The organism is Herpetosiphon sp. (assembly GCF_003512625.1).
Taxonomy (GTDB): domain Bacteria; phylum Chloroflexota; class Chloroflexia; order Chloroflexales; family Herpetosiphonaceae; genus Herpetosiphon; species Herpetosiphon aurantiacus.
The window spans coordinates 22,624-46,641 of sequence record NZ_DOPT01000105.1; the positions used below are offsets into that span (position 1 = coordinate 22,624).

At 49.2% G+C, this 24,018-nt stretch carries 20 protein-coding genes and 1 tRNA gene; 4 read left to right on the forward strand and 17 right to left on the reverse strand.

What is annotated here, in order from left to right; translation table 11 throughout:
- Position 1 precedes the first annotated feature (1 nt).
- Both DEF47_RS24000 and trhA read right to left on the reverse strand, forming a co-directional pair.
- Positions 2–1,453 carry an ArnT family glycosyltransferase gene (locus DEF47_RS24000; RefSeq protein ID WP_012188362.1) on the reverse strand — a complete coding sequence of 484 codons (1,452 nt, stop codon included), beginning with the start codon at positions 1,451–1,453 and terminating at the stop codon, positions 2–4.
- 134 nt (positions 1,454–1,587) lie between these two features.
- Positions 1,588–2,250 carry a PAQR family membrane homeostasis protein TrhA gene (gene trhA / locus DEF47_RS24005; RefSeq protein ID WP_012188363.1) on the reverse strand — a complete coding sequence of 221 codons (663 nt, stop codon included), beginning with the start codon at positions 2,248–2,250 and terminating at the stop codon, positions 1,588–1,590.
- A gap of 174 nt (positions 2,251–2,424) precedes the next feature.
- On the opposite strand from trhA, the gene DEF47_RS24010 reads away from it, so the two are divergent.
- Entirely contained in the window at positions 2,425–5,151 is a 2,727-nt protein-coding gene (locus DEF47_RS24010) for a phosphoenolpyruvate carboxylase (RefSeq protein ID WP_012188364.1), read from the forward strand.
- A gap of 245 nt (positions 5,152–5,396) precedes the next feature.
- Here DEF47_RS24010 and DEF47_RS24015 read toward each other — a convergent pair whose 3' ends face one another.
- Positions 5,397–6,683 (reverse strand): acetyl-CoA hydrolase/transferase family protein, encoded by a 1,287-nt coding sequence (locus DEF47_RS24015; RefSeq protein ID WP_012188365.1) that lies wholly within the window; start codon positions 6,681–6,683, stop codon positions 5,397–5,399.
- Positions 6,684–6,884: 201 nt separating this feature from the next.
- Between DEF47_RS24015 and ligA the strand changes: the two genes are divergently transcribed.
- Positions 6,885–8,900: an NAD-dependent DNA ligase LigA gene (ligA, locus tag DEF47_RS24020; RefSeq protein WP_041305384.1), complete on the forward strand. Its 2,016-nt coding sequence runs from the start codon at positions 6,885–6,887 to the stop codon at positions 8,898–8,900.
- Between the two features lie 189 nt (positions 8,901–9,089).
- Here ligA and DEF47_RS24025 read toward each other — a convergent pair whose 3' ends face one another.
- The 7 genes from DEF47_RS24025 to DEF47_RS24055 all read right to left on the reverse strand — a co-directional run bounded on the left by DEF47_RS24025 (position 9,090) and on the right by DEF47_RS24055 (position 14,655).
- Complete coding sequence (locus tag DEF47_RS24025) at positions 9,090–9,824, reverse strand: hypothetical protein (RefSeq protein ID WP_041304022.1); 735 nt, start codon at positions 9,822–9,824, stop codon at positions 9,090–9,092.
- A 190-nt stretch (positions 9,825–10,014) separates the two neighbouring features.
- A complete protein-coding gene (locus DEF47_RS24030) occupies positions 10,015–11,190 on the reverse strand; it encodes an RtcB family protein (protein ID WP_012188368.1) in 1,176 nt (391 codons plus the stop codon).
- An 89-nt stretch (positions 11,191–11,279) separates the two neighbouring features.
- Positions 11,280–12,158, reverse strand: a complete 879-nt coding sequence (locus DEF47_RS24035; protein ID WP_012188369.1) for a VOC family protein — start codon at positions 12,156–12,158, stop codon at positions 11,280–11,282.
- A 109-nt stretch (positions 12,159–12,267) separates the two neighbouring features.
- Positions 12,268–12,858, reverse strand: coding sequence for a hypothetical protein (locus DEF47_RS24040; RefSeq protein WP_012188370.1), 591 nt, complete (start codon positions 12,856–12,858; stop codon positions 12,268–12,270).
- A 34-nt stretch (positions 12,859–12,892) separates the two neighbouring features.
- Positions 12,893–13,570 (reverse strand): hypothetical protein, encoded by a 678-nt coding sequence (locus tag DEF47_RS24045; protein WP_012188371.1) that lies wholly within the window; start codon positions 13,568–13,570, stop codon positions 12,893–12,895.
- Between the two features lie 261 nt (positions 13,571–13,831).
- Positions 13,832–14,398 carry a hypothetical protein gene (locus DEF47_RS24050; protein ID WP_012188372.1) on the reverse strand — a complete coding sequence of 189 codons (567 nt, stop codon included), beginning with the start codon at positions 14,396–14,398 and terminating at the stop codon, positions 13,832–13,834.
- 180 nt (positions 14,399–14,578) lie between these two features.
- Positions 14,579–14,655: transfer RNA gene (locus DEF47_RS24055), tRNA-Val, on the reverse strand.
- Positions 14,656–15,004: 349 nt separating this feature from the next.
- Between DEF47_RS24055 and DEF47_RS24060 the strand changes: the two genes are divergently transcribed.
- Entirely contained in the window at positions 15,005–15,274 is a 270-nt protein-coding gene (locus DEF47_RS24060) for a hypothetical protein (RefSeq protein WP_012188373.1), read from the forward strand.
- A gap of 39 nt (positions 15,275–15,313) precedes the next feature.
- Here DEF47_RS24060 and DEF47_RS24065 read toward each other — a convergent pair whose 3' ends face one another.
- The 7 genes from DEF47_RS24065 to DEF47_RS24095 all read right to left on the reverse strand — a co-directional run bounded on the left by DEF47_RS24065 (position 15,314) and on the right by DEF47_RS24095 (position 22,880).
- Complete coding sequence (locus tag DEF47_RS24065) at positions 15,314–16,117, reverse strand: response regulator transcription factor (protein WP_012188374.1); 804 nt, start codon at positions 16,115–16,117, stop codon at positions 15,314–15,316.
- Positions 16,118–16,129: 12 nt separating this feature from the next.
- Entirely contained in the window at positions 16,130–17,311 is a 1,182-nt protein-coding gene (locus DEF47_RS24070; protein ID WP_012188375.1) for an ATP-binding protein, read from the reverse strand.
- A gap of 247 nt (positions 17,312–17,558) precedes the next feature.
- Entirely contained in the window at positions 17,559–18,485 is a 927-nt protein-coding gene (locus tag DEF47_RS24075; RefSeq protein ID WP_012188376.1) for a glycosyltransferase family 2 protein, read from the reverse strand.
- Positions 18,482–19,537, reverse strand: coding sequence for a glycosyltransferase family 4 protein (locus DEF47_RS24080; RefSeq protein ID WP_012188377.1), 1,056 nt, complete (start codon positions 19,535–19,537; stop codon positions 18,482–18,484). The genes DEF47_RS24075 and DEF47_RS24080 overlap by 4 nt, the downstream gene beginning before the upstream one ends.
- Positions 19,538–19,584: 47 nt before the next feature.
- A complete protein-coding gene (locus DEF47_RS24085; RefSeq protein ID WP_012188378.1) occupies positions 19,585–21,078 on the reverse strand; it encodes a Kelch repeat-containing protein in 1,494 nt (497 codons plus the stop codon).
- 252 nt (positions 21,079–21,330) lie between these two features.
- The gene (gene udk, locus DEF47_RS24090) at positions 21,331–21,990 is read right to left on the reverse strand and encodes a uridine kinase (protein WP_012188379.1); all 660 of its coding nucleotides are present in this window, start codon (positions 21,988–21,990) and stop codon (positions 21,331–21,333) included.
- Between the two features lie 644 nt (positions 21,991–22,634).
- Positions 22,635–22,880 carry a hypothetical protein gene (locus tag DEF47_RS24095; protein WP_012188380.1) on the reverse strand — a complete coding sequence of 82 codons (246 nt, stop codon included), beginning with the start codon at positions 22,878–22,880 and terminating at the stop codon, positions 22,635–22,637.
- A 216-nt stretch (positions 22,881–23,096) separates the two neighbouring features.
- Here DEF47_RS24095 and DEF47_RS24100 point away from each other — a divergent pair, with 216 nt between their 5' ends.
- Positions 23,097–23,993: a caspase family protein gene (locus DEF47_RS24100; RefSeq protein ID WP_012188381.1), complete on the forward strand. Its 897-nt coding sequence runs from the start codon at positions 23,097–23,099 to the stop codon at positions 23,991–23,993.
- The last annotated feature ends 25 nt before the right edge of the window (positions 23,994–24,018 follow it).

Here is a 24,018-nt window from a genome sequence, read left to right on the forward strand (position 1 = left end):
GCTAACGCACCCAAATATCATAACCAGCCAAATGCACTCGTAAACGATAGGGCGCAACTTGCAACATAGCATCAAAGCCGATTGGGCGCACGGCTCCATAGGTCACAATGACCTTTGGTGGCTGGCTGCGCAGTTGCTGCAAGGTCTGGTCGAGGGCATTGGGCAAAATCGCTAAGGGGTAATCGTAGGGAAATCGGCTTGGCACAGCGTAATCGCCATACAAATAAATTTCTGGCTCAGCCGCCCAAACCCAGACGCTGGCCTGCTGGCCCACATTGCTATCGATCCATTCGACAACTTTGGGCGCGAGCGCAAAGAATTCACGGCCATCAACGCCATAGAGTTGTTCAATTTGGGCTTCGGGTGTTTTATTATACAACGGCCAGAGGCTGGCTAATGGCTGAATCGCTAGCAAAAACGCGATCACAACAATCGAAAAATCTTTGTATTGTTGCAAAAATCCCAGCCGAACTTTGGCCAAGCCGCCTGCAAAGACAGCCAAAGCGGGCACAAGCGCCTGATAATAATGCGGATAAGCGCGTAAACTTACAAAGGCGCTGGCAATCAAGCCGATGCTCCATAAGCCAGCCAGAGTTAAACTCGGCCCGTAGCGCCGCCGTCGCCAAGCCATGGTTGCGCCCACAATCCCCGCCACTAGCAGCAACAGGAGCGAGCGCCAAATCGGCCAAAGCTGGCTGATTGTGGCATCGGTTTGGTCGAGGTAAGCCGTGTTATACGTCCAAAGTGCTTCAACAAATTGGCTCCAACCACCAGCTAAGGCAAAATAGAGCAAAGTTGGAATCAACACCAGCGCCAAGCCGTCGATCACCAAAATTGCGCGGCCAAGCCGTTCGTTGACATCGCCTTTGAAGGCAATCGTGGTAATAATTAGCGCTGGCAAAATTAACAAAGCCACAGGTTTGGATAATAATGCTAAGGCTGCTGCCACGCCCGCCAACATCCACCAAGCTTTTTGTTGGCTATCAAGCGCTTTGAGGCCAAAAAGCAAGGCCAAGCAACTGGGCAAGAGCATAATTGCTTCGCTGTTGAAGGTCACGCCCTGCAAGAAAACTGCGCTATTCCAGCTGGCGACTAAAATTGCGGTGAGCACGCCCGCCGCTTCGGAGCGCCACAAACGCCGACCTGCTCGCCACATCACTAAAGTTGTGGCTTCCAGCCAGAGCGTCGCCCAAACCCGAATTGTTTGAATTGGCTCAGTGCCTAACAAAACTGGCGGAGCATAGGCAGCATAAACAAACGGTGGTTTATGATCAAATCGATCGCGGTAGGGAATTGCCCCATCAGCCCAATCGCGGGCAATGACGGCATAGGCAGCCTCGTCGCGCTCCAGTGGCAGTTGATGCAGTGGCATTCGTAAAATTACAATCAAGCCACAAACTGCCCCAATCACTGCCCACAAGGCTAAGCGTCGCCGCCGAAAACGTCGCAACATGCCTAAATTCCCCCACACCAAAATGCTGTTGTGCGCCATAATACTGGCAAATTGGCAAAAAGCCTAGCAAAAAAATAGCCCAGCCAAGCAGATTACTGCATGCTGAGCCAAATTCGGTCAATTAAACTTGGAGTTTAACCGAGATACAGCGCCATTACCAAGAAATGGCAAACGCTGCCGCCCATCACAAAGCCATGCCAAATTGCGTGGTTGTAGGGCAATTTTTCCCAGCGATAAAAGACCACGCCAGCAGTGTAGGTCAGACCACCAGCCACCAACAAGGCAAAGGCTCCAGTCGGCAAGCTCGCCACTAAATCATCCCAGGCCATCACCGATAACCAGCCCATGCCAACATACATCAAGGTTGAAAGCAATTCAAAACGTTTGATAAAAAACATTTTAAAGCAGATTCCGGCGAAGGCACAGCCCCAAATTAAGCCAAAGAGCGTCCAAGCCAAGCTACTTTGCATGCTCACCAACAAAATCGGGGTGTAGGTGCCAGCAATCAATAAATAAATAGCGCAGTGGTCGAAAATTTTCAATAAATATTTGGCGCGAGGGTTGCGAATGCTGTGGTAGAGCGTCGAAGCCAAATACATACAAATTAGGCTGACTCCATAGACCGTAAAGCTAGCAATTCGCCATGGATCGCCCGTGTTAATCGCCATAATCAGCAAAATCGCCAAGCCAGCCACGCTCAAGGCAACCCCAATCCCATGGGTAATTGCATTGGCTAATTCTTCGGCGGCGGAATATTCGGAGTAGTGGACGTTGCGTTCTTCAATTGCTTTTGCCATATGACCTCCAGCTAAGCTATGTTTTTGCTGGTTGCTATTATACCTTGTAATGCAAGGTACTTTGCAGTGAAAGGTATAGTTCTTTTGGGCTAGCCACAGTGGCGATCTTTGCTATACTTGGCGTGCAGCGTTGCACCACGAGAGCGAAGATTCCTGTAGTTCGAGGTATTTGCCATGGCCAATTTGCCAAGCTACGATTTTGCCGATTTAATCAAAGCTGACCATGATGCTGAATTTGTTTTGACATGTTTCGCTGAAGTATTACAAGAATTAGGCGAGGCTGAACTCGCTGCCTATCTTGGGTTGCCCACAACCGCCTCAATTAACCAAACAATTACGCCTGAACGAGCGATTCAAGCGGCATCGCTCAGCTTTCAATTGCTGAATATGGTCGAGGAAAATGCCGCTGCCCAACAACGCCGCATCCGCGAAGCTGCCGAAGGCTTTAATGCTGAAGTTGGGCTTTGGGGCAATACCTTGCAAAGCCTGAGCCAAGCTGGCTTCAGCGCCGAGCAGATTGGCGCTGCCTTAGGCCAGATTTATGTTGAACCAGTCCTGACCGCCCACCCCACCGAGGCCAAACGGGCGACCATGCTTGAGCATTATCGACGTTTATATTTGCTGTTGGTCAAGCGCGAAAACCCCATTTGGACTCCGCTGGAGCAACAGGCGCTGCGCGATGAGATTAAAGTTGAGCTTGAGCGGCTTTGGCGCACTGGTGAGATTTTCCTTGAAAAGCCGAGCGTCGCCGATGAATTGCGCAATATTTTGCATTATTTGCGTCATGTGTTTCCCGCCAGTTTGGTAACGCTCGATTTGCGTTTGCAACAGGCTTGGCAATTGCAAGGCTTTGATCGGCGGTTGTTACCAACAACCGAGCAATTACCGCATGTGCAGTTTGGTACATGGGTTGGCGGCGATCGCGATGGACATCCCTTGGTTACGGCGGCGGTCACGCGCTTTGCTTTGCAGGAGTTGCGCCGCAATGCGCTTGAGGTTTTGCACGAACAATTAGTTCAACTAGTGATCAAATTAAGCTTATCTGATCGCTTGCAACCACCGCACGCCGCCTTGCTTGAAGCCCTCGATGCTAGTGCGGCTGCGTTGGGCCAACGGGGGCAAATGGCCTTGGCACGGAATCCCGAGGAGCCATGGCGACAATGGATCAACTTAATCATAGCGCGATTGCCCGAATCAGGCCAACTACGCCAGCCTTGGCAGTATCGCAGTAGCAGCGAAACTGTGGCTGACCTGCAATTTTTGGCCGAGCAACTGCATGCTGTTGGCGCACAACGGCTTGTTTTGAATGATCTTCAGCCTGTGATTCGCAGTGTGCAAACTTTGGGCTTTCACAGCGCCGTGCTCGATATTCGCCAAAACAGCAAATTCCACGATTTGGCGGTAGAACAATTGCTGCAAGCTGCTGGATTCAGCGATTATCAATTTAGTAGTTGGCCCGAGGAACAACGGCTCGAATTGCTCAATCGCGAGTTGCAAAGTGCCCGCCCATTTGCCCACCCTAGCCTTGAGTTGGGCAACGAAGCGAGCGCTGTGCGCGATTGCTATCGTGTGTTGGCCGATGAAATTGCCCAGCATGGCACGGCAGGCCTTGGCTCGTTGATTATCAGCATGACCCGCAGCCTCTCGGATTTGCTGGTGGTGTATTTGTTGGCACGTGAAGCTAGCTTGTTATACGTTACTGAGGCTGGTTTGGCGTGTGTGCTGCCAGTTGTGCCATTATTCGAAACGATCGAAGATTTGGAAATTAGCCCTGGTATTCTCGATGCGTTTTTGGCGCATCCGGTCAGCCAAGCGAGCCGAGCGTTGCGCCAAACTAGCGTGCAACAGGTGATGGTTGGCTATAGCGATAGCAACAAAGATGGCGGCATTTTGGCCAGTTTGTGGAGCTTGTATCGGTCGCAAGGCACGCTAGCAGCGGTCGGAGCCAAGCATCATGTGCGAGTACGTTTCTTCCACGGTCGTGGCGGCACAATCAGCCGTGGCGCTGGTCCAACCCACCGTTTCTTGAACGCGCTACCAGCAGCGGCCTTGGCAGGCGATTTGCGCATGACCGAGCAAGGCGAAACCATCGCCCAAAAATATGCCAACCATATCACGGCGGTCTATAATTTAGAATTAATGGTGGCGGGCGTAACCGAAGCCACTTTGCTTGGCTCGCAGCGTGATCAAACGCCCCACAGCCTTGCCCCAATCATGGATGTACTGACTGCCTACAGCCGCCAACGCTACGAAACCTTGATTCAAACACCTGGTTTTATTCAGTTTTTTGGTCAAGCCACGCCGATTGATGTGATTGAGCAAGGCAAAATCGGCTCACGCCCTGCCCGCCGCACTGGCCAACGCACCCTTGGCGATTTGCGGGCAATTCCATGGGTATTTAGCTGGAGCCAAGCCCGCTTTTTTCTTTCTGGTTGGTATGGGGTTGGCAGCAGCTTGGCATGGCTCGCCGAGCAACATCCTGAACAGTTTGACCAACTCAAACAAGCGGCCTTTGAATGGTATCCGTTGAAATATTTATTAACCAATGTCAGCACCAGCATGCTCTCGGCTGATCTGGCAACCATGCAAGCCTATAGCCAGTTGGTCGAAGATCCAAGCGTGCGCCAGCCGATTATGGCGGCCATTGAGGCTGAGTTTAAGCAAACCCAACAGCAACTAGAGCTGATTTTTGGCGGGAGTTTGGCCGAACGTCGCCCACGGATTTATCGTATGTTGCAAGGTCGTCAGTCACGATTAAGCCAATTGCATCAGCAACAAATCAATTTGCTGCATACATGGCGCAGCCTGCCCAGCGAGCAAATTCCAGAGCGTGAGCGATTGCTAACCCAGTTGTTGCTCACGGTCAATGCGATTGCTAGCGGCCTACGCACGACTGGCTAAAAATCATGGTTCGTAAAATTCCCTCACCCCCTTACAAGGGTAGGTTGTTACCAATCCATTGATCACCACCCTTCCGTCCCGCCTCAAGGCGGGAAACGCAGGGGGCTTTAATCCCCCTGCACCCCCTCAAGGACATTTGGCGGTGAACAGACATCTACCGATGAACCAAAGAATTGGTGGTGCGCAGTTAAGTTCGCCCCTTCTCCCGCCGCAGTGGGAGAGGGGTCGGGGATGAGGGATTTTAACTAATGTTTCAGGCTGGCTTCGCCGTGAAACCGCTCTAAAGCGGCCCGTTCGAGCGCTTCGCGATGGTCAGGGTGAGCAATATCGATCAAGGCTTTAGCGCGTTCGCGCAAGGTTTTGCCATACAAATAAGCTACGCCATATTCAGTGACGATATATTGAACGTGGGCACGAGTGGTCACGACGCTAGCGCCTTCGTGCAGCACTGGCACAATCCGCGATTCGCCACGACGGGTAGCTGAAGGCAGGGCAATAATTGGCTTGCCGCCCTCGGAGAGCGCTGCTCCGCGCATAAAGTCCATTTGGCCGCCCACCCCTGAATACTGGAACGTGCCAATTGAATCAGCACAGACTTGGCCCGTCAGATCCACTTCAATCGCACTGTTGATTGCCGTAACATTGGGGTTGCGCCGAATCACGCTGGTATCGTTGATGTAGGTGATGTCGAGCATGGCGATCTGCGGGTTATCATCGACGAAATCATACAATCGCCGCGTGCCCATCATAAAACCACCAACGATTTTGCCGGGGTGGGTTTTCTTCATGCGTCCGTTGATGATGCCGCGTTCAACCAAATCGATAATCCCATCGGAAAACATTTCGGTGTGAATGCCCAAATTTTTGTGGGTGGTTAATGAAGCTAGCACGGCATCAGGAATCGCCCCGATACCCATTTGCAAGGTTGCGCCATCGCTGACCAAGCCCGCAATATGGCGGCCAATCGCCCGTTCAACATCACTCAAAACGGCTGGCGCATGTTCATAAATTGGCTCATCGACCTCAACCGCAAAGTTAATCCGATTGATATGAATGTGGCCATCGCCATGGGTGCGGGGCATATGCGGGTTGATTTGGGCAATTACACATTGAGCAACTTCGACGGCTGCTCGGGTGACATCGACCGAAACGCCCAACGAGCAAAACCCATGTTGATCAGGTGGCGAAACTTGAATTAATGCCATATCAAGCGGCAAAATTCCCCGCCGGAACAAGCCTGGAACTTCGCTCAAAAAGACCGGAACATAATCAGCTTCACCAGTTACCACGGCGCTCCGAATATTCGAGCCAATAAATAACGCGCGGGTATGAAAACTTTCGCGATATTTGGGATCGGTATATGGTGCTGGCCCTTCGGTATGAATATGCACCAATTCGACGCTGCGTAATTCATCGGCGCGAGCAACCAAAGCCGCAATTAATTGTTGAGGTGCTGCGGCAACACTATGAATAAACACACGATCGTGTGATTTAATCGCTTGAACAGCTTCGTTCGCTGAAACGTAACGCATACTAAGCCCCCTAAATCGTTGGTTGGTGTAGCCTCGGCTACATCTCTATTGTGACCGATTTCTTGCCAGCACGAAGTGAAAAGAGCCATGAAATGGGTTAAGGTTTAGCAACATCAAACGATTCAAAATTGTGGCTAGATTTGACACAGACACCCGTTATAATACATCTGTTCGATTAAATTGGAGGATGCATGCATGGCCGTGTCAGAGCAGACGGTTGCCCGCGCCGCAAGCTTGCGCGATGAATTGAATCTATACAATCATCATTATTATACGCTTGATGCACCGCTGGTCAGCGATGCTCAATACGATAGTTTATTAAATGAATTGCGGGCGATTGAGGCCGAATATCCCGAATTACGCACCCCCGATTCGCCGACCCAACGGGTTGGTAGTGCTCCGTTGAGCAAATTTCCCAAAGTGCAGCACCCTGTGCCAATGTTGAGCCTTGGCAATGCCTTTAATGCCGATGATTTGGCCGCGTGGCGACGACGCGCTGAACAAATTATTGGTACGCAGCCGATGAGCTATACCGTTGAGCCAAAAATTGATGGCTTGGCCGTGGCATTAACCTATATTAATGGGGTATTTAGCGTTGGCGCAACCCGTGGCAACGGCGAAATTGGCGAGGATATTACCGCCAACCTACGCACAATTCGCGATGTGCCCTTGCGGCTGCAACCAATCGACGGCCAAGCCTTGCCCGAACGCATCGAAGTGCGTGGCGAGGTCTATTTGCCTATCGAATCGTTTAATCAATTGAATGAACGCCAAGCCCATGCTGGCGAAAAAGTCTTTGCCAATCCACGCAATGCTGCCGCTGGATCGTTGCGTCAGCTCGATTCAACGATTACTGCTAGCCGTCCGTTGCGCTTTTTTGCCTACGCTGTCGGCCCTTTCAGCGGCGTTGAACTCAAAAGCCAAGCCCAAACCCTTGATACCTTGCGCACTTATGGGTTTAGCGTTAATCCCGATACGCGGCTTTTTGCTGATTTTGAGGCGGTAATCGAATATTGCCACGAGTGGATGAGCCGCCGTGAATCGCTAAGCTACGAAGTTGATGGCGTGGTAGTTAAAATTAATGATTTTGCCATGCAACGTGAATTGGGCGTGGTTGGTCGTGATCCACGCTGGGCGATTGCCTATAAATTTCCAGCTCGCGAAGAAACCACCACCTTGCTCAATATTGTGATCAATGTTGGTCGCACTGGTAAATTGATTCCCAATGCTGTGCTCGAACCTGTCAGTTTGGGCGGCACGACGGTGCAGCATGCCTCGTTGCACAACGCCGATTACATCATCAGCCGCGATATTCGCATTGGCGATCGGGTTGTGGTCAAACGGGCTGGCGATGTGATTCCCTATGTGATTGGGCCAATCGTTGAGGCTCGCACTGGCGACGAGCGAGTTTGGCCAGCGCCAACTCATTGTCCAACTTGTGGTCAGCCAGTCGAGCAAATTGGCGATGAAGTTGATATTTATTGCGTCAATAATACTTGTCCTGCGCGTTTGATTCGTTCAATCGAACATTGGGTCAGCCGTGGCGCGATGGATATTGTGGGCATGGGCGAGCGCCAAGCCAGCCAATTTGTCGAAATGGGCTTGATCAAATCGATTCCTGATATTTATCGTTTGACGGTTGATAGCTTTGGGGGGCGTGAAGGCTATGGCGAACGGCGCGTCGCTAATTTGCTGAATGCGATCGAAGAATCCAAGCGACGCCCGCTTGATCGTGTCATCACCGCTTTGGGGATTAACGGAGTTGGAACGGTGGCGGCGGCGGATTTAGCCCGCTATTTCCGTTCATTGCCAGCCTTAGCCCAAGCCACGATTGAGCAATTGACCGCGATTGAGGGGATTGGTGGCAGCACCGCCCAAAGCGTGGTCGATTTCTTCAATACGCCAGCCAACCAACAATTAATCGCCGAATTATTGGCTTTAGGCCTCAAAGCCGAGCCTAGCGAAGTTGCTGAATTGCAGAGTGATCGTTTGGCGGGCAAAAGTTTTGTGATCACTGGAACCTTGCCTGGCATTAGCCGCGAAGCCGCTCAAGCCTTGATCGAAGCCCATGGCGGCAAGGTTGGCGGTAGCGTCAGCAAGAAAACTGATTATTTGCTGGCAGGCGAGGCAGCTGGCTCGAAATTGACCAAAGCCCAAAGTTTAGGCGTAAAAGTGCTGAGCATGGATGAGTTGCATGCGCTACTGGTCGATGAATAGAGCCTGAGCTTTGGTTGATCCACGAAGAGCACGAAGTTACACGAAGGGCGTAAAGGCTGAAACCGCGAAGAACGCGACGATCGCGAAGGATGTTAAGTTTTAGGCTGGCATCCTTCAGCTTAATTTTAGCCACAGATTAGCACAGATTGATGATATTATGTTTCTTTTTAGAAGAATCATTTATAATTATTAAGGATTTTTAGTATAATTGTTATTTGATTGTTCTTGATTTTTTCGTTGTCTGGGGCCTCGGCGAATGGAACGACGTTTTTTAGTATAATTAGTATTTGATTGTTCTTGATTGCCATCAATGTCATTGAACATACTCAGATTGGAATCGTTAATTGTAGTATCGGTGAAATTTATATTAGGCATACTCGTATTAGATTGGTGAATTGTTTTTTTATTAAAGTTTATAATATAATATTTTTCGTAGCTACTGTCAATATTTAAAGATAGTACTTTTATGACTTTATCAATGAATTTCTTGTCTTCATGGATTATTATTGATGATAAATTTGATCCTGCACTGGAAATAATTAATAATCCATACTTATTAGGCATAGAAGCCCAATAGAAAATTAATCCAAATAATGATAATACAAGTAATGAATTTATTATTGTAGATATAGATTCTGTGTCATTTCTGCCAAAATCACTGAAAAAAATATCTTTGTTGATAAGGAGTAAAATCATAATAATTAGACACCACATCCAAGGGAATTTATTAATGATCTTAGCTGTTGAAAAGCCTGCAATATTAGGTATTTGGTATACAGTATTCCCAAATATAAGCCTTTTTCCTTGAATTTGAATAATATCGGTACGGATTTCTTGAACCGTATTTTTCTTGAGTATTAACGATTCATTTGAGTTCGTATTGGTTTGAGTACTACTAGGAGTAAAGTTTGCCTGAGGATACATAGAAACTCCATCCAAACTCAGATTATAAAATTAACTTATCCTAACAAAGGATTATTGCTAAGTCAATATAGTATTTCTAATATCAAAGCCCTAAAAAAAGGCTATCGACCATTGAAATATTCCAATAGCCAATAGCCAATAGCCCTACTTCTTCGTGCCCTTCGTGTCCTTCGTGGTTAAAAACTAACGATCAATCCTTATACGGATCAAACTCGTTTTCACCAGCCATTGCTACGCCCAGCGGCTGCAAGGTATGTACAATCTTGATTGTATTGGCGTGGTGGTTGAGCACCTCAGGCAATCGTTTGTAGCAATGGGGCGATTCATCAGTGCCTGCGCCACGTAATTCAACCCCTTGCTGTTGAATCCACTCATTCATCATCTCGCGCGAAATTTTGCCAGGTGCAATCACTTTGCCCGTGCGATAATTAATTTTGCCGCGAGCAGCGGTGCGGCTCATCACCCGACCAGCGCCATGCACGGTTGAATGCAAGGCAGTTTGGGCTTCGGGCGAGTCAACGCCTTCTAAAATAACCGAAATATCGCCCATGGAGCCGCCAACAAAGCCACGCTGACCAGGAAAGGCGGGCGTTGCACCCTTGCGGACTACCCACAAATCCACGCCGTTGTGAGTTTCGCGCCAAGCAAAATTATGGTGATTATGCACTTCTTCAAGGATAGTTGCGCCTAAAATGCGGGCAACCTCAGCACAAACCCAATCGCGGCCAGCGTAGGCATAGCGCCCAGCCAAGGCCATACAACTCAAATATTGCTCGCCCAAATCCGAGGCAGTTGGCAAAATCAACGGCGCAACATCCATGCCATCTTTGGCCCCGCCTGCCTCTAAAAAATAGGTCGCGGTTTTGTGGCCTAAGCCTCGCGAGCCAAAGTGCACGCCAATCCATGTCCGATCAAGCTCATCAGCGAATAAATCGACATAATGATTGCCTGAGCCAATTGTGCCAAGCTGATTGCGGGCAGTTTGTTTCAAGCTTTTGACCGCTGGAACTTGCCAAGCTGGGTCGTCAAACAAGTCGTGATCAACGCTTTGGCGGTTGTTCAGGCCAACCCCAAACGACAACGAACGCCAGATGTCGTCCATAATCGGCTTGATTTTAGCGCGAACTTCGCTGGCTGGCAGATCGAGCAAGACGGCTTTGTTGCCGCAAGCGATATCGTAGCCAACGCCGGAAGGACTAATTGCATCACGATAAGCGACTACGCCGCCAATTGGCACCGCATAGCCCTTATGATGATCTGCCATCAACGCCACTGCATCGGCCTCAAGCGCACAGGTTTTAATCTGGCTCAAGGCTCCTTGATCGATTGGATCGCCCCAGATTGGAATGTTCTCAACGTACTGCACGAATCTGCTCTCCTATCGCTTAAAACAAAATTGGGCTATAGCATAGCATAGCCCAGTTTAACATTTGCTCGTTCGTAGGGATGATTATTTTAGGCGGCAACGATAAAGCGCAATTCAGTTTGCCATGGATCGTGCACAACCAGCCCATCGACTTGCTCTTGAACCGCGACTTCAGCCACTTGCAAGCGCTGACGCACGATTTCAAGCGCCGCTTGGTTGGGCATAATAATTTCAAAATAGCCTAAACCTGCGGCATCGTTGGGTTGCTGTGGGCCGTTTTGGCTTTGCCACACATTCAAGCCGAGATGGTGATGATAGCCACCTGCGCTGACAAATAGTGCCCCGGGATAATGGGCCACAATATCAAACCCCAACACCCCGTGATAAAATTCTTCGGCTTGGCGCAAATTACCTACTTGTAAATGCATATGGCCAATCTTCGTGCCAGCAGGAATGCCTGCCCAAGCGGGTGCAGTCGGGGTTATTTCGGCCAAAACTCCATACAGATCAAGCGATTCGGTGACCATGTGCACTTCGCCATTCGCTCCCCAGCGCCATTCGTTGCGCGGTCGATCACGGTAAATTTCTAAGCCATTGCCATCGGGATCATCGAGATACAAAGCTTCGCTGACCGCATGATCCGAAGCGCCAAAGCGATAGCGCACCGCTAACAAACGCTGCAACACATAGGCCAAATCGAGGCGGGTTGGCAAGAGAATTGCGGCGTGATACAAGCCAGTGGTATGGCTCGGGTGGCGCTTTAAGCCAGCTTCAACATCCAAACGTAGCACAACCTGATTGGGCGAACCCAACAAAATTGTTGATTCAGTTTGTTCTAAAACCTGAAAACCAAGTAAATCGCGATAAAACACTAATGAGCGGCCAGCATCGGCGACACGCAGGGTAGTTACGCCGAGCGTTGTAGCGGCATCGATGGATTGTGGCGTAATCGTGCGAAATGTAGCCATAAAAATAAAGTCCTTTCGAGCAATCAGTACAGCGTTGTTACTGTCAAGCTGTACCCATTCTACGCCCGATTTGTCCTTAATGTTGTCCCCTGATTTATCCTTGTTTGCGTCACAATTCGGCTTGATGCGCTTGATTTGGCTCGATCGGCTGAATGAGCACCAAGCCTTGTTCATCAATGTTAACCATGATTGGGATCTGTGGTGGTGGTATCGCCTGCCATTGAAGATAACGCCCGAGCAGCCAGAATGTTGCTGCTCCAACGATCAAGGCCAAAACAATCATGCCGCCACCTAAAGAATAATTGAAACAGAGCCAGAGCATGGTCACGCGTATCACTCCAAGCGCAAAGCATAGCCAAGCCGTGCGTGCAACCATTTTTTGGCGAGCAAACATCCAGCCAAATGGGGCATAAACCAGCAAGAGCTGCATTGGCCAGTGGTAGGCAAACACAATTGAGCCAGCCGCAAAATCGCTGCCCACTAAACTCAAAAGGTAGCCATAATCCCACCAGAGCATACAAGGAATCAGGTAGAGCAGGCTGACAAATGGCTCGATCAGGTTGAGCAATACCGGTCGTAACGTTCGGCGCAAATCAGGGCGTTGGCGATATAGCCCAATTGCCTGCCTCAAAAGCAGGCCAGCATAGCCAGTCAGCCCAAAAATCCCTGCAAATAAAGCGATTAAGCCTAGATAGTCCATCGGGTTTACTCATTTAATAGATAGCGCAATCATTCTATTCCATGATTGTTGAAATTTGGCTTGTTTCTGGATTGACTGATCCAATCGCCAGTTGTTGGTTGTGAATGGTTACTGCTTGGCTTGGGTGTTGCAAAATGGTTTTTGCATGGTCATACATTTTGCGATAAACATACATGCTTAGCCCAAATACTCCAAATAAAAGTGGGAAATAGGTAGCCTCTTGTACCGCAATGAGTGCAATATAGACACCATAGATGCGTAATAATCCATATTTTAAGCTTAATCGGGCAGTTTGGCGGGTTATATGACGGCCCAGCAAACCAAACATTGGCACAATCACTAAAGAAAGCAGCATTGGCCAATAGAAGCTTAAGCAAAACAGTAACATCTCAATATTACTTTGACCTAGCGATCCAGTTAAAAATCCCCATTGCCACAAGGTTTCTGAGATAGTCCAAAGGGATCGATAAAAATCATCACCTGTAATCAAAGTGAGACTAACTAACCAACAACTTGTTGTGATTGGTTCAAGCAAATTGATGTTGATTAACCACCAAGAACCCTTTGCGTGACTGCTAGGCATCTTTTGAATACGACCAAGCAAGACCAGCAGCCATAGATTCATCACGACGATTAAAATGCCAACTATGCCAAACGTAATTAATGATATGTATATGCCCCATCCGCCAACACTTACCGATAGTAAATGCATAACCTTGTCTCCTTAACGATTAAAAAACGCTAATAACATGGTGACATGGCTAAATGGCGAAAAAGTGGCGCTTGATTGCGGAAATTGTTCTTCAAATGGATGTAAATTGGATTGAGCACAATAAAAAACCACTCCTGTTTGCAGAAGTGGTTAAGTTTGGTGTCAGCGTACATTAATGCTCAAATAGGTTGTTCAAAAGCAGGCCAGTATAGCGATTTAGCCCAAAAATCCCTGCAAACAAACCTAGAGAGAACGTGGGGTTTACTCAATCGATGGAACAATCGCTTGAATCGCAAGGCCATGCTGATCGAACACAACGGCAAGTGACGATTGGGCCATTAATGATTTGTAATAGCTATTAATCAGCCGCAACGACCAGATGCTTAAGCCAATCGCAATCAAAATCGTCGCTCCAACCATAATGAAATTGAAGCACAACCAGACCATGACTAAGCGCATTGCTCCCGTCCAGAGGCTGCGGATAGCAGTTGCCCGCACTTGCGCTTGAGGGATAAATAATAAGGCGATTACTGGAATTCCAATCAGCAACAGGGCCATTGGCCAGTAGTAGGTAAAAAAGCTTGAGGTTGCTGCCAAAGGCTCGCCAACTGAACCAATCAGCGACTCGAAATCGAAGTATATTAATTGAATCAGCAGCCAAACCCCCATGATAAAGGGTTCGGCTAAATTAACCAGCAGTAGCCAAGCTGAAGTGCGCAAATCTGAGCGCTGTTGAGCTAATTGCACCACCCGATTAAAAATGATGCCCACATGAATATAGAAACCCAAAACACATAAACCTAGCACAAGTAAAATCATAATGCTCATCGCCTACTCCTTGTGATGATTGGCAACTCTAATCTTGCTCAATTTAGTTTAATCATCTTAGCAGGCTAGGTTATGTTAAATCAATACCTCTTATGGTCTAGCTGAAGTATCAATCTGCATCTAATTGCTTGGTCATGGCACAACAAAAAACCACCCCTGCAAACAGGAGTGGTTTGGGTTTGGTGGGCGGTACTGGACTCGAACCAGTGACCTCGTCGGTGTGAACGACGCGCTCTAACCAACTGAGCTAACAGCCCATTGCCTTCAAGGCACTGCCGAGTATAGCATAGGCCTTGGCTTTGCGCAAATTGTGGCGTTGAGGAAGTGTTGATCCACGAAGGACACGAAGCGCACGAAGGAGACGAAACCACGAAGAACGCGAAGAGCACGAAGGGTGAGGGGCAGGAGTCAGTGACTAGGTAATTCAAATCTGACTCCTGATCGCTGGCCCCTGACCCCTAAATCCGCTCTGCGTTACATGGCGCTCTCGATTTGCCTTTTGATTTTTGCCTTCTGACTTGAGCCTATGCTCTATGTTCTTCCTCGTGGTCTGCAATTTGCTCAAATAAACCTAGCGATTGTGGTTTATTAGAAGGAATTGTGACGATGTTGAAACCAATTTTTGGGATAGCGCGAGTGCTGATTGCTGCGCAGGTTGGCTCGTATCTTGGCGATACGCCCAAGCATGGTGCTGGTACGCCCAAGGGTTTGGCGCTTGGCCCAGTTAACGTGACGCTTTCGAATGTGGCTCCAGCAGCGGTCGTAGGCCTGCTCTGTGGCAATTCGATGATCTATTCGTTGCTGACAAGCTATGCCTTGAGCAGCATTATTGGCGATAAATTTGAGGAAAAGGTTTTGCAGCAAATTGGGCAATAAACAATGCGCCCAAGTTTCAAGGCTTGGGCGCTGGCTTGATTACTTACTTTGGGGTGCTTCGACTGCCAAGACATAGCCAGTGCCACGCACGGTCAAAATATAGCGTGGATTTGATGGATCTGGCTCGATCTTTTGGCGCAAGTGGTAGATATGCGGTTTGAGCAATTCGGCGGCTTCGCTGCTTTCGGCCTCGTAGCCTTGGGCACAACGTAACAAATTGGCGTAGCTCATCACCAATCCTGCTTGCTGAGCCAAACAACTCAACAAACGAAATTCGGTTGGCGTGAGATTCAGGGTTTGGTCGCCAAGCCGCGCCATTTGTCGCCATAAGCCAATTTCTAGCTCACCGACGCGAATCCATTGATCGCCAGCTGGCTGTTGAGTTGGGGTTTCGCTTGGCTCTTGTTGTTTGCCACCAAGCTCGCTAACCACCGTTTGTAGCGTATTCATGAGGCTTTTTTTATGCCGTTGATCGGCTTGAGCCTCAAGCGCACTCTTGACTCGCGCCAGCACATCTTGCGGGCTAGAAGTTTTGAGCATATAGTCGAACACACCCAAATGAATGCCTTCGATCGCGCTATCGAGCGAGCCATGGCCGGTCAAAATCAAAATTGCTGCATCGGGATAGCGTTCGCGTACCCGTTGCGCCACGGTAATGCCATCAACGCCAGGCAAGCGCAAATCCAAAAGAAACAAATCGAAAGGCCGTTGGGCAATGCGGTCGAGTGCTTCCTCTCCGCTATCGGCAGTTTGCACATCGTAGCCCCGTCGCCGCAGTAAATCGCCGAGGGTGGCGCGAATGGGAAATTCATCATCAACTAATAAAATCGAAGCTTGACTCATCGAAGAATACTCCTAGTTAGGTTGGTAGGGTAGCACAACACGGAAGGTCGAGCCAACCCCAACGGTGCTGTCAACCTCGATTTGGCCACCATGCTGGGTCACAATATGGGCACTAATCGGCAAACCAAGACCGGTTCCATTGGGTTTGTTGGTAAAAAATGGCTCAAACAGGTGTGCCCGAATATCATCAGGAATGCCTGTTCCCGTATCGCAAATTTCTATTGTAACAAAGCTGGTGGCAGCTTCGGTTGTGACGGTTAATGTACCACCGTTGGTCATCGCATCCAATGCGTTCAACACCAAGTTCAAAAAGACTTGGCGTAGTTGGTCGGCGTTGCAAACCACCGCTGGCAAATGGATATCAGGCGTAAATGTGATCATGGTGTTGTTATGGCGGGCGTGCAAGCCAGCTAGCGCTAAGGTTTCTTCGATCACGGCGTTCAGATCGGTGGGAGCCATCTCGCCGCGCATCGGGCGATAAAAATCACGCATGCGTTCGATAATTCCGGCGATGCGGGTTAATTGATCGCGGGCTAATTGCATCACAGTTGATTCGCGCACTTCTTCGGGCAAATCTTCTTCGAGCAATAGCAAGGCATTGCGGGCCGCATACAGCGGATTGTTAATTTCGTGGGCAATCGAGGCTGAAAGCTGGCCTACCGCTGCCAAGCGTGCGCCTTGTAACAAGGCGGCTTCAGCGGCACTGACCCGTTGGGTTAAGCGATGTTCATGCTCTTTGGCAAGTTTCTTTTGCTCGGTCACATCGCGTACCACTGCAATAATTAACAATTGATCAGCGGTTTTCAATGGGCTAAGGCTAATTTCGGTGTAAAACTCAGTGCCATCACTGCGCCGCGCCAATAAATCTGAGCCAATGCCCATTGGGCGGGTGCGTGGCTCGCGGGTGTAATTACTGCGATAGGCCACATGCACGCCACGCACGCGCTCGGGAATCAACAATTCGATTGGTTGACCAACCATCGATTCACGATCATAACCAAAAATAGCCTCGGCTTGGGCATTGACCACGCTAATAATGCCGTGGGCATTGACAATCACCACGCCATCAGGAGCCGCCTCTAACAAACTTTGAAAAAGCGGCTCGGCTGGTTGGGTTGCCAATTGATGGCGTAATAACTCAACTTCACGTTTAAGGCTAGCATTTTCTGTTTCAAGCTGTTCACGACTCAGCATACCAAAAACTCCCTTGAATGATTGGCAATCATAGCATATTTGCAGGCGAGGGGTCAGGGTTGATCCACGAAGGCCACGAAGGGCGCGAGGGTTGAAACCACGAAGGGCACGAAGATCGCGAAGCTTTATTTTTAGCCACAGATTGACCCAGATTTATATGATTATGCTTCAATTTCCATCCCCTGAATCCTGACCCCTGAATCCTGACCCCTGAATCCTCTGCGTCTCTGTGTTAAATACCGATGCTCTATTCAGTCTCAGCTTTTTGACTTTTGACTTTTGACTTTTGACTTGCTCTCCGTTCCTGCTTGCCACGCGCCAAATGCTGCTTGATCAACCCTTCAACTTCGCTGCGATCAGCGGTGATTTGGGCTTGAATTGCACGGCGCGTGGCGAGGGTTTGCTTGAGATTGCGGCCATGCCAGAGCCAAATATTCAGCATTGCCAGATTGCGCTGGCGCAAACTTACAATCGCCGTTTTGGCCAGCATGCGCAGGCTATAGCCCAAAACCGCCGACCATGGCCGTAACTTTAGGTAGCAATACAAGCCATTTTTGCTGCTTTCGACCAGCCAGCGCTGGCCGCCGCCGCTACCGCCACGCTCGTGTACCACCAGCGCCTCGAAATCTTCGAGCACCTGCCAACCTAACAACCACGCTCGCCAGCACAATTCAGTATCTTCCCAATACAAGAAAATAGCTGGATCGAAACCGCCAATCGCTTGCCATGCACTACGCCGCAAAAGCATTGCACAGCCTGGCACAGCCGCCGTGATCGCCACACCTTGACGGGTTGGCAGCGCTTGATTGGGATACAAGGTGGTTGGGCAGATAATCGCTGCTTGGGGATTGGTTGCTAGATGTTGGCGCAAAAGAGTTAGCCAATTGGGCGTTATTTGTACATCGGGATTGAACAATAAAAAATACTCGCCAGTCGCTGCCGCCATACCTTGATTACAGGCCGCACCAAAGCCTTGATTATGCTGATTGGCAATCAGCTGAACATGCGGATACTGCTGACGCACCAACTCGGCAGACCCATCGCTCGAAGCATTATCAACCACAATTAATTGATAATTGTCGTCGTTGGTCATGGCGAGGCTGGCAAAACAAGCGGGCAATAGGGCGGCGCTGTTATAGCTCACGATGATAATCGAAATTTGGCCTGGAATCATGCGGGTTTCTCAAATAAACGGCGATAGACTGCCGCTGTTTGGTTGGCAATCTGGCCCCAATCAAGCGCTTGAACTGTTTGGAGCGCATTTTGGCGCAAAGCTTGTCGGTCGGGATGAGCAGCGGCTCGTTGCAACGCGGCCCTTAGACTAGCCGCATTATTGACCTCAAACAAAAAGCCATTCTCTCCATCGCGAATCAATTCGCGGACTGGCGGCAAATCAGGCGCAACGACAGGTGCTGCATACGAAAGTGCTGCCAGCAACATGCCTGAGGTCAAGGTTTTGCGATAGGGCAACACTACCACATCGGCGGCGGCAAACCAAGCAGGCAAGAGAGAATCGGCAATAAACTGGGGCCGTAGCGTGATGCTGGGGTTGGTTGCCTGTTGTTGCAATTGCTCAGCATAGCGTTGATCTTTGGCCGCGCCCACGATCAGCAAACGGCCAAGCTCGGCTGACCACGCTTCAAGCAACAATTCCACACCTTTGTAGGGTCGCAATGTGCCAAGATTGAGCGCAACAAAGCCTTCGGGCGTTAGTTGCAAATGCTTACGGGCTGCCGCTTGCTCCCAAGCTTCGCCATAGACACCAATATACGAGCCATGGGCAATTACTTGGGTTTTTGTAGCAACCTGATAACGTTGATCGAGCAGTTGGGCAGCGGGCTGCGAATGTACAATAATTTGCCCAGCCGCCTGCGCCATCGCCTGATAACAACGCTGCGCCCATTGAGGGTAACGCAATTCATGCGGCTCCAAGTTGTGAGCCGTCCAAACCAATTTTGCCTCACGCAAAGCCAGCAAACGCAATAGCGCAATAAAGCTTATGCTGCGCAATGCCGTTGCCGCTTGGTTAGGCTGCTGGGTTAGTTCATCGAAAAAATGCCAATGCAACACCCGCTGACCGCCATGCAACAAGCCATGACGCAAGGTTTGGGCAAACGGCTGACGTGCAATCTGCACATCAGGCCAGGCGGCAAATGGCGCATACAACAAATCAAGATATGGGTTGGTTGCCAGTAAACGCGGAATCGGATAGATCGTGATACTCATAATTTTGCGTTGGCCGCCAAACGCGACCAACGCCCTGCAAAATAATGCTATGGTGTGGGAATTCCACGATAGCTGTTGGTTCCGCCGCCAGTCGTGAAATACAACGTGCCATTAATCTCGCCAATAATGCCCGAATAACGGGTTGCTGGCAAGTTGTTAGGCATTTGTGCCCAAGTATTCGTGGCCGGATCATACACATAAATCGTGTTATGTTTGGTTCCGTTGGTAGTTTGGCCAGCAAAGACGAAAATTTTACCGCCAAGCGCCAAGGTCGAATGGCTAATATGGTTCAAGGCCAACGGAATATCGGCCATTTGTTCCCACATGTTGGTGGCAGGATCATAACGATGCACATCGTTATCGACGGTTAAACTACCATCGTGGCCATGCTGACCGCCAATATAGTAGAGTTTGCCATCAAGCACCACTCCGCCAGCATGTTGACGTGGATTGGGCAACTCGGCATAGGTTAATTGGTTGGTTTGAGTCACCCAACCAGTCGCCAAATCATTCAAATCGAGCACAAAATGCGTGCCTACATCAACCTGTTTGTAGTAGGTTCCGCCAACATAATGCAACTTTCGATCAAGATAATACAGCTGGCCCGCCGCCCGTTGGATTGGAATCACAGGCAAGTTGGTGTAGGTATTGGTGGCGGTGTCGTAATAGCGCGAAACTCGTGAGCCAAAAATCTGGCCAACTCCATCAAAATCTTCAATATAGCCACCAACCAAGAAGATCTTTTGACCATCGGTAGCTGTGCCAACGTGGGTCAAACCCCGTTCCAAGGGCGCAATCGCTGTCCAGGTATTGGCCACTGGATCATACACGTTCGACAAGCGCGAGGGTGTATCGCCCGATAAGCCAGGCTGGCCGAAGCCACCAAAGACATACAATTTGCCGCCAACCACTGCTCCTTGAGCTTCAACCGCCGCAAAAGGATAGCTAAATGGCGTTGGCACAGCTGTAGACCAAACGATCCGCGTGAAGTTGGGCGGTGTGGTTGGGGTCGCCGTGCCAACGATGGTGGTTGGGGTGGTGGTTGGCGGGCGTGGTGTTGCCGTCGCCGTGTTGGTTGGTGTACTGGTTGGGGTTGACGTGCTCGTCGGGGTAGCGGTATTGGTTGATGTGCTGGTTGCAGTTGGCACATCAGTTGGGGTGCTGGTTGCAGTTGGCACATCGGTTGGAGTGCTGGTTGCGGTTGGCACATCAGTTGGAGTGCTGGTCGCAGTTGGCACATCAGTTGGGGTACTGGTTGCAGTTGGCACATCAGTTGGCGTATTGGTTGCCAACGGTGTATCGGTTGGCGTTGTGCTTGATGTGGCAGTTGGCGAGAGCATCGCGCTGGTTGCGGTTGCCGCAGTTGTCGGTAATGGCGTAATCTCACTGGAGTTCTTCAAAGCCAGTGGCAAAAATGTACAATCGCTTACCACACAATCAGGCTCATTCAAAAACCCTGTCGTGCGAGCCATGCTCAAGCCAACGCTTGCCAGCAGCAGCGTCAGGCTGATTGAGATTAATATCCATCGTCGGCGCTGCATTCACATTCCTCCATATAGGTTGGGGGGCGCTGGTTGGGTATCAGGGAGCGGACGGTTAGAGCCACAAAGCGCACGAAGGCACACGAAGGCCAAATCCATGAAGATCACGAAGAAGAATGAGGCTATTGGCTGTGGGCTATTGGCTTTTGGTTTTGAAGTCATTGTCATTCCAAATATTGTCCGCTAGCCCAGCAACAATAGCCATTCATCCTTTGCTTCTCTGTGTTAAAACTCAATCCTCTGTTTCATCCTTCATTCCTCAGCCTTCATACTTACCTTCTCGCTTTCAGCCAGCAAATACTCGACGCGGGCGATCACCATATCGATGGCAATCGCATTCAAGCCGCCGCGTGGAATAATAATATCGGCATAGCGCTTGGTTGGCTCGACAAATTCAAGGTGCATCGGGCGCACGGTGTTGGTATATTGCTCGATCACCGATTCGATTGAGCGGCCCCGTTCGGCAATATCACGTTTGAGGCGACGAATAAAGCGCAAATCGGCATCAGCATCAACATAGATTTTTACATCCATACATTGGCGCAACACAGCTTCGGCGAAAATCAAAATGCCTTCGACCAAAATAACCGGACGCGGCTGTACATGCATCACCTCAGGCCGACGGCTATAGTGCGTAAAATCATAAATTGGCACTTCAATCGTTGTGCCATTGCACAAAGCCTCGATATGTTGCGCCAGCAAATTGCTATCGAGCGAGTTAGGGTGATCGAAATTGACTCGCAAGCGTTCTTCAAACGAAAGCTCAGCAAAATCACGATAATAGGAATCGTGCTGTAAAAATGCAATTCGTGATGGCCCGACGCGACTAAGAATCGCTTGGGAAACGGTAGTTTTGCCTGATCCAGTTCCGCCAGCGACCCCAATCACAATTGGTCGTTGCTCTGCGCTCACGCCGTTTGTCCTCCATTGTTCGCAAAAGGGGAGCAAAGAACAACTAGTTCTTTGCCCCCATCTGCGCCTATTGTACCTGATTATGCTGGTTTTGTATGTTGTTTATCATGCTTGATTATGGATGGTATAGGCTCAATTGTATGTTTAACGAAACGGTTTAAATATTTGCAATCGGGATTGGCTTATTGAGATAGCAGTTTGGGTCGCAATCTGATTCGCTTGCTGCATGGGTATTTCAGTTTCAATCAAATTAACAGAATTGCCCTCAGAAGTTGGAGTCAGTGGCCTTTTTGGTTATTACAATACCACTAGCTTGGATAATGTTTTGTTTAAAACCTAGCCTAAATTAAGTTGCCGAAGCAGCTGTTTGATACTTGGGAGAATCGTATCGTTCCACAAGCCAATAAATGCCTGAACAATAGCGGTCATGCTATTATCACCAATTGCCATAACCTCGGCGAAATTAAGGTTTCCTTGACGATAATTTGCATACAACTCTATTCCAATCATCCCAACAAGCAATAGTACAAGTATTGAGAATCGGATAGGATAGTGCCGAAATGCCAGCCAAATTAGGATTGCACTTAAAATACCGCTAGTAATTGCAGTCGGTAAGGCTCCAGCAGCCAGCGGAAATTGCTGGCTTAATAGGGCATAGATAGTGAGTAGGCTAAAAAACAGACAACAATGGTATGCAAAATTGGTTTAAGCAATAGACCAAGCAGTAAAAAGGCTATATCGATTAATCCTGATAGATCGTTAGATTCTTGCGAAACCAGCACAATTCTAGATCGCCCACGCTCATAATCAGGATTCAGAAGATCATTGATTGTGGGTGGACTATCATAATACTGATCACGAACACCACGCCGATAATCAGATTTGGGCATGATGGCTCCTCATAGTATCTAAAAACGCTCGATCCAATAAGCTTTTGTTAATTAAGAGTCATTCAGGCGATTAAATTTCATGTCCAATGTTGAGAATCTCTCTAACATCGTTCAAAGGTATTAACCTAATCTAGGCTTGACATGGCCTAAACGCTCTACTACTGTAGAGCCACGCTGCAATCATCCCAAGAAAATTAGCGCTGAGGAGTTTGCACTATGGGTATTCGTGGCTTATTTGTGGGAATCAATAGTTATAGCGAGCGGCCACTCAAGGGCTGTGTCAACGATGTAACTGCAGTTCGTGAGTTATTCAGAACCCAACACGCTGCTGCCGATGATCAACTGCGTTTGGTTACCGATGCTGCTGCTACGCGCCAAGCGATTATTGATAATTTGGGCTGGCTCGCCGAACCACTTAACGATGGTCAACCCGAAATTCGAATTTTTCACTATGCTGGCCATGGGGTGCAACACCCTGATCAAAATGGCGATGAACCCGATGGTGCTGATGAATGCCTTGCGCCAATTGATTATCCTAGCGCTGGCTTGCTGAGCGATGACCATTTAGCTGAACTGTACCAAGGTTTTTTGGGCACAACGCGGCTCATTTTGTTGATGGATTGCTGTCATTCGGGCACGATCAGCAAAGACCCTTTTTCCGATATTCGGTATCGCACCTTAACTCCCGCCAAAGTGGTTTACGATGAAATTCGTGCCAAGAAACAGGCCTATCAACAACAACAGGTCGATAACGTAGCGCAACAAATTCTTGATCTGCAACAACGGAGCGCCGACCCCAGCGAAATTGCCAAGTTTGCAGGCGAGTTGGTCAGTTCGCTGCAAAAACAGAGTTTTGGTCAACGTCCACAGCACGAAAACACCATTTTGATTTCAGCCTGCAAGGCCGAGCAAGTTGCCGCCGATGCCAATTTTGGCGGAACCTACCATGGTGCCATGACCTTCTTTTTGAAAAATATTCTCAGCGAAAATCCTCAAATTAGCTATGCCAACTTGGGCGAACAGCTCCGCCGCAGCCTCTACGACAATAAGTTTCAACAAATTCCTCAACTTGAGTGCCCAAATAGTCTAATTAACCAGCCCTTCCTACGTTAATTAACTAAGCAGCCAATTGCTAGGC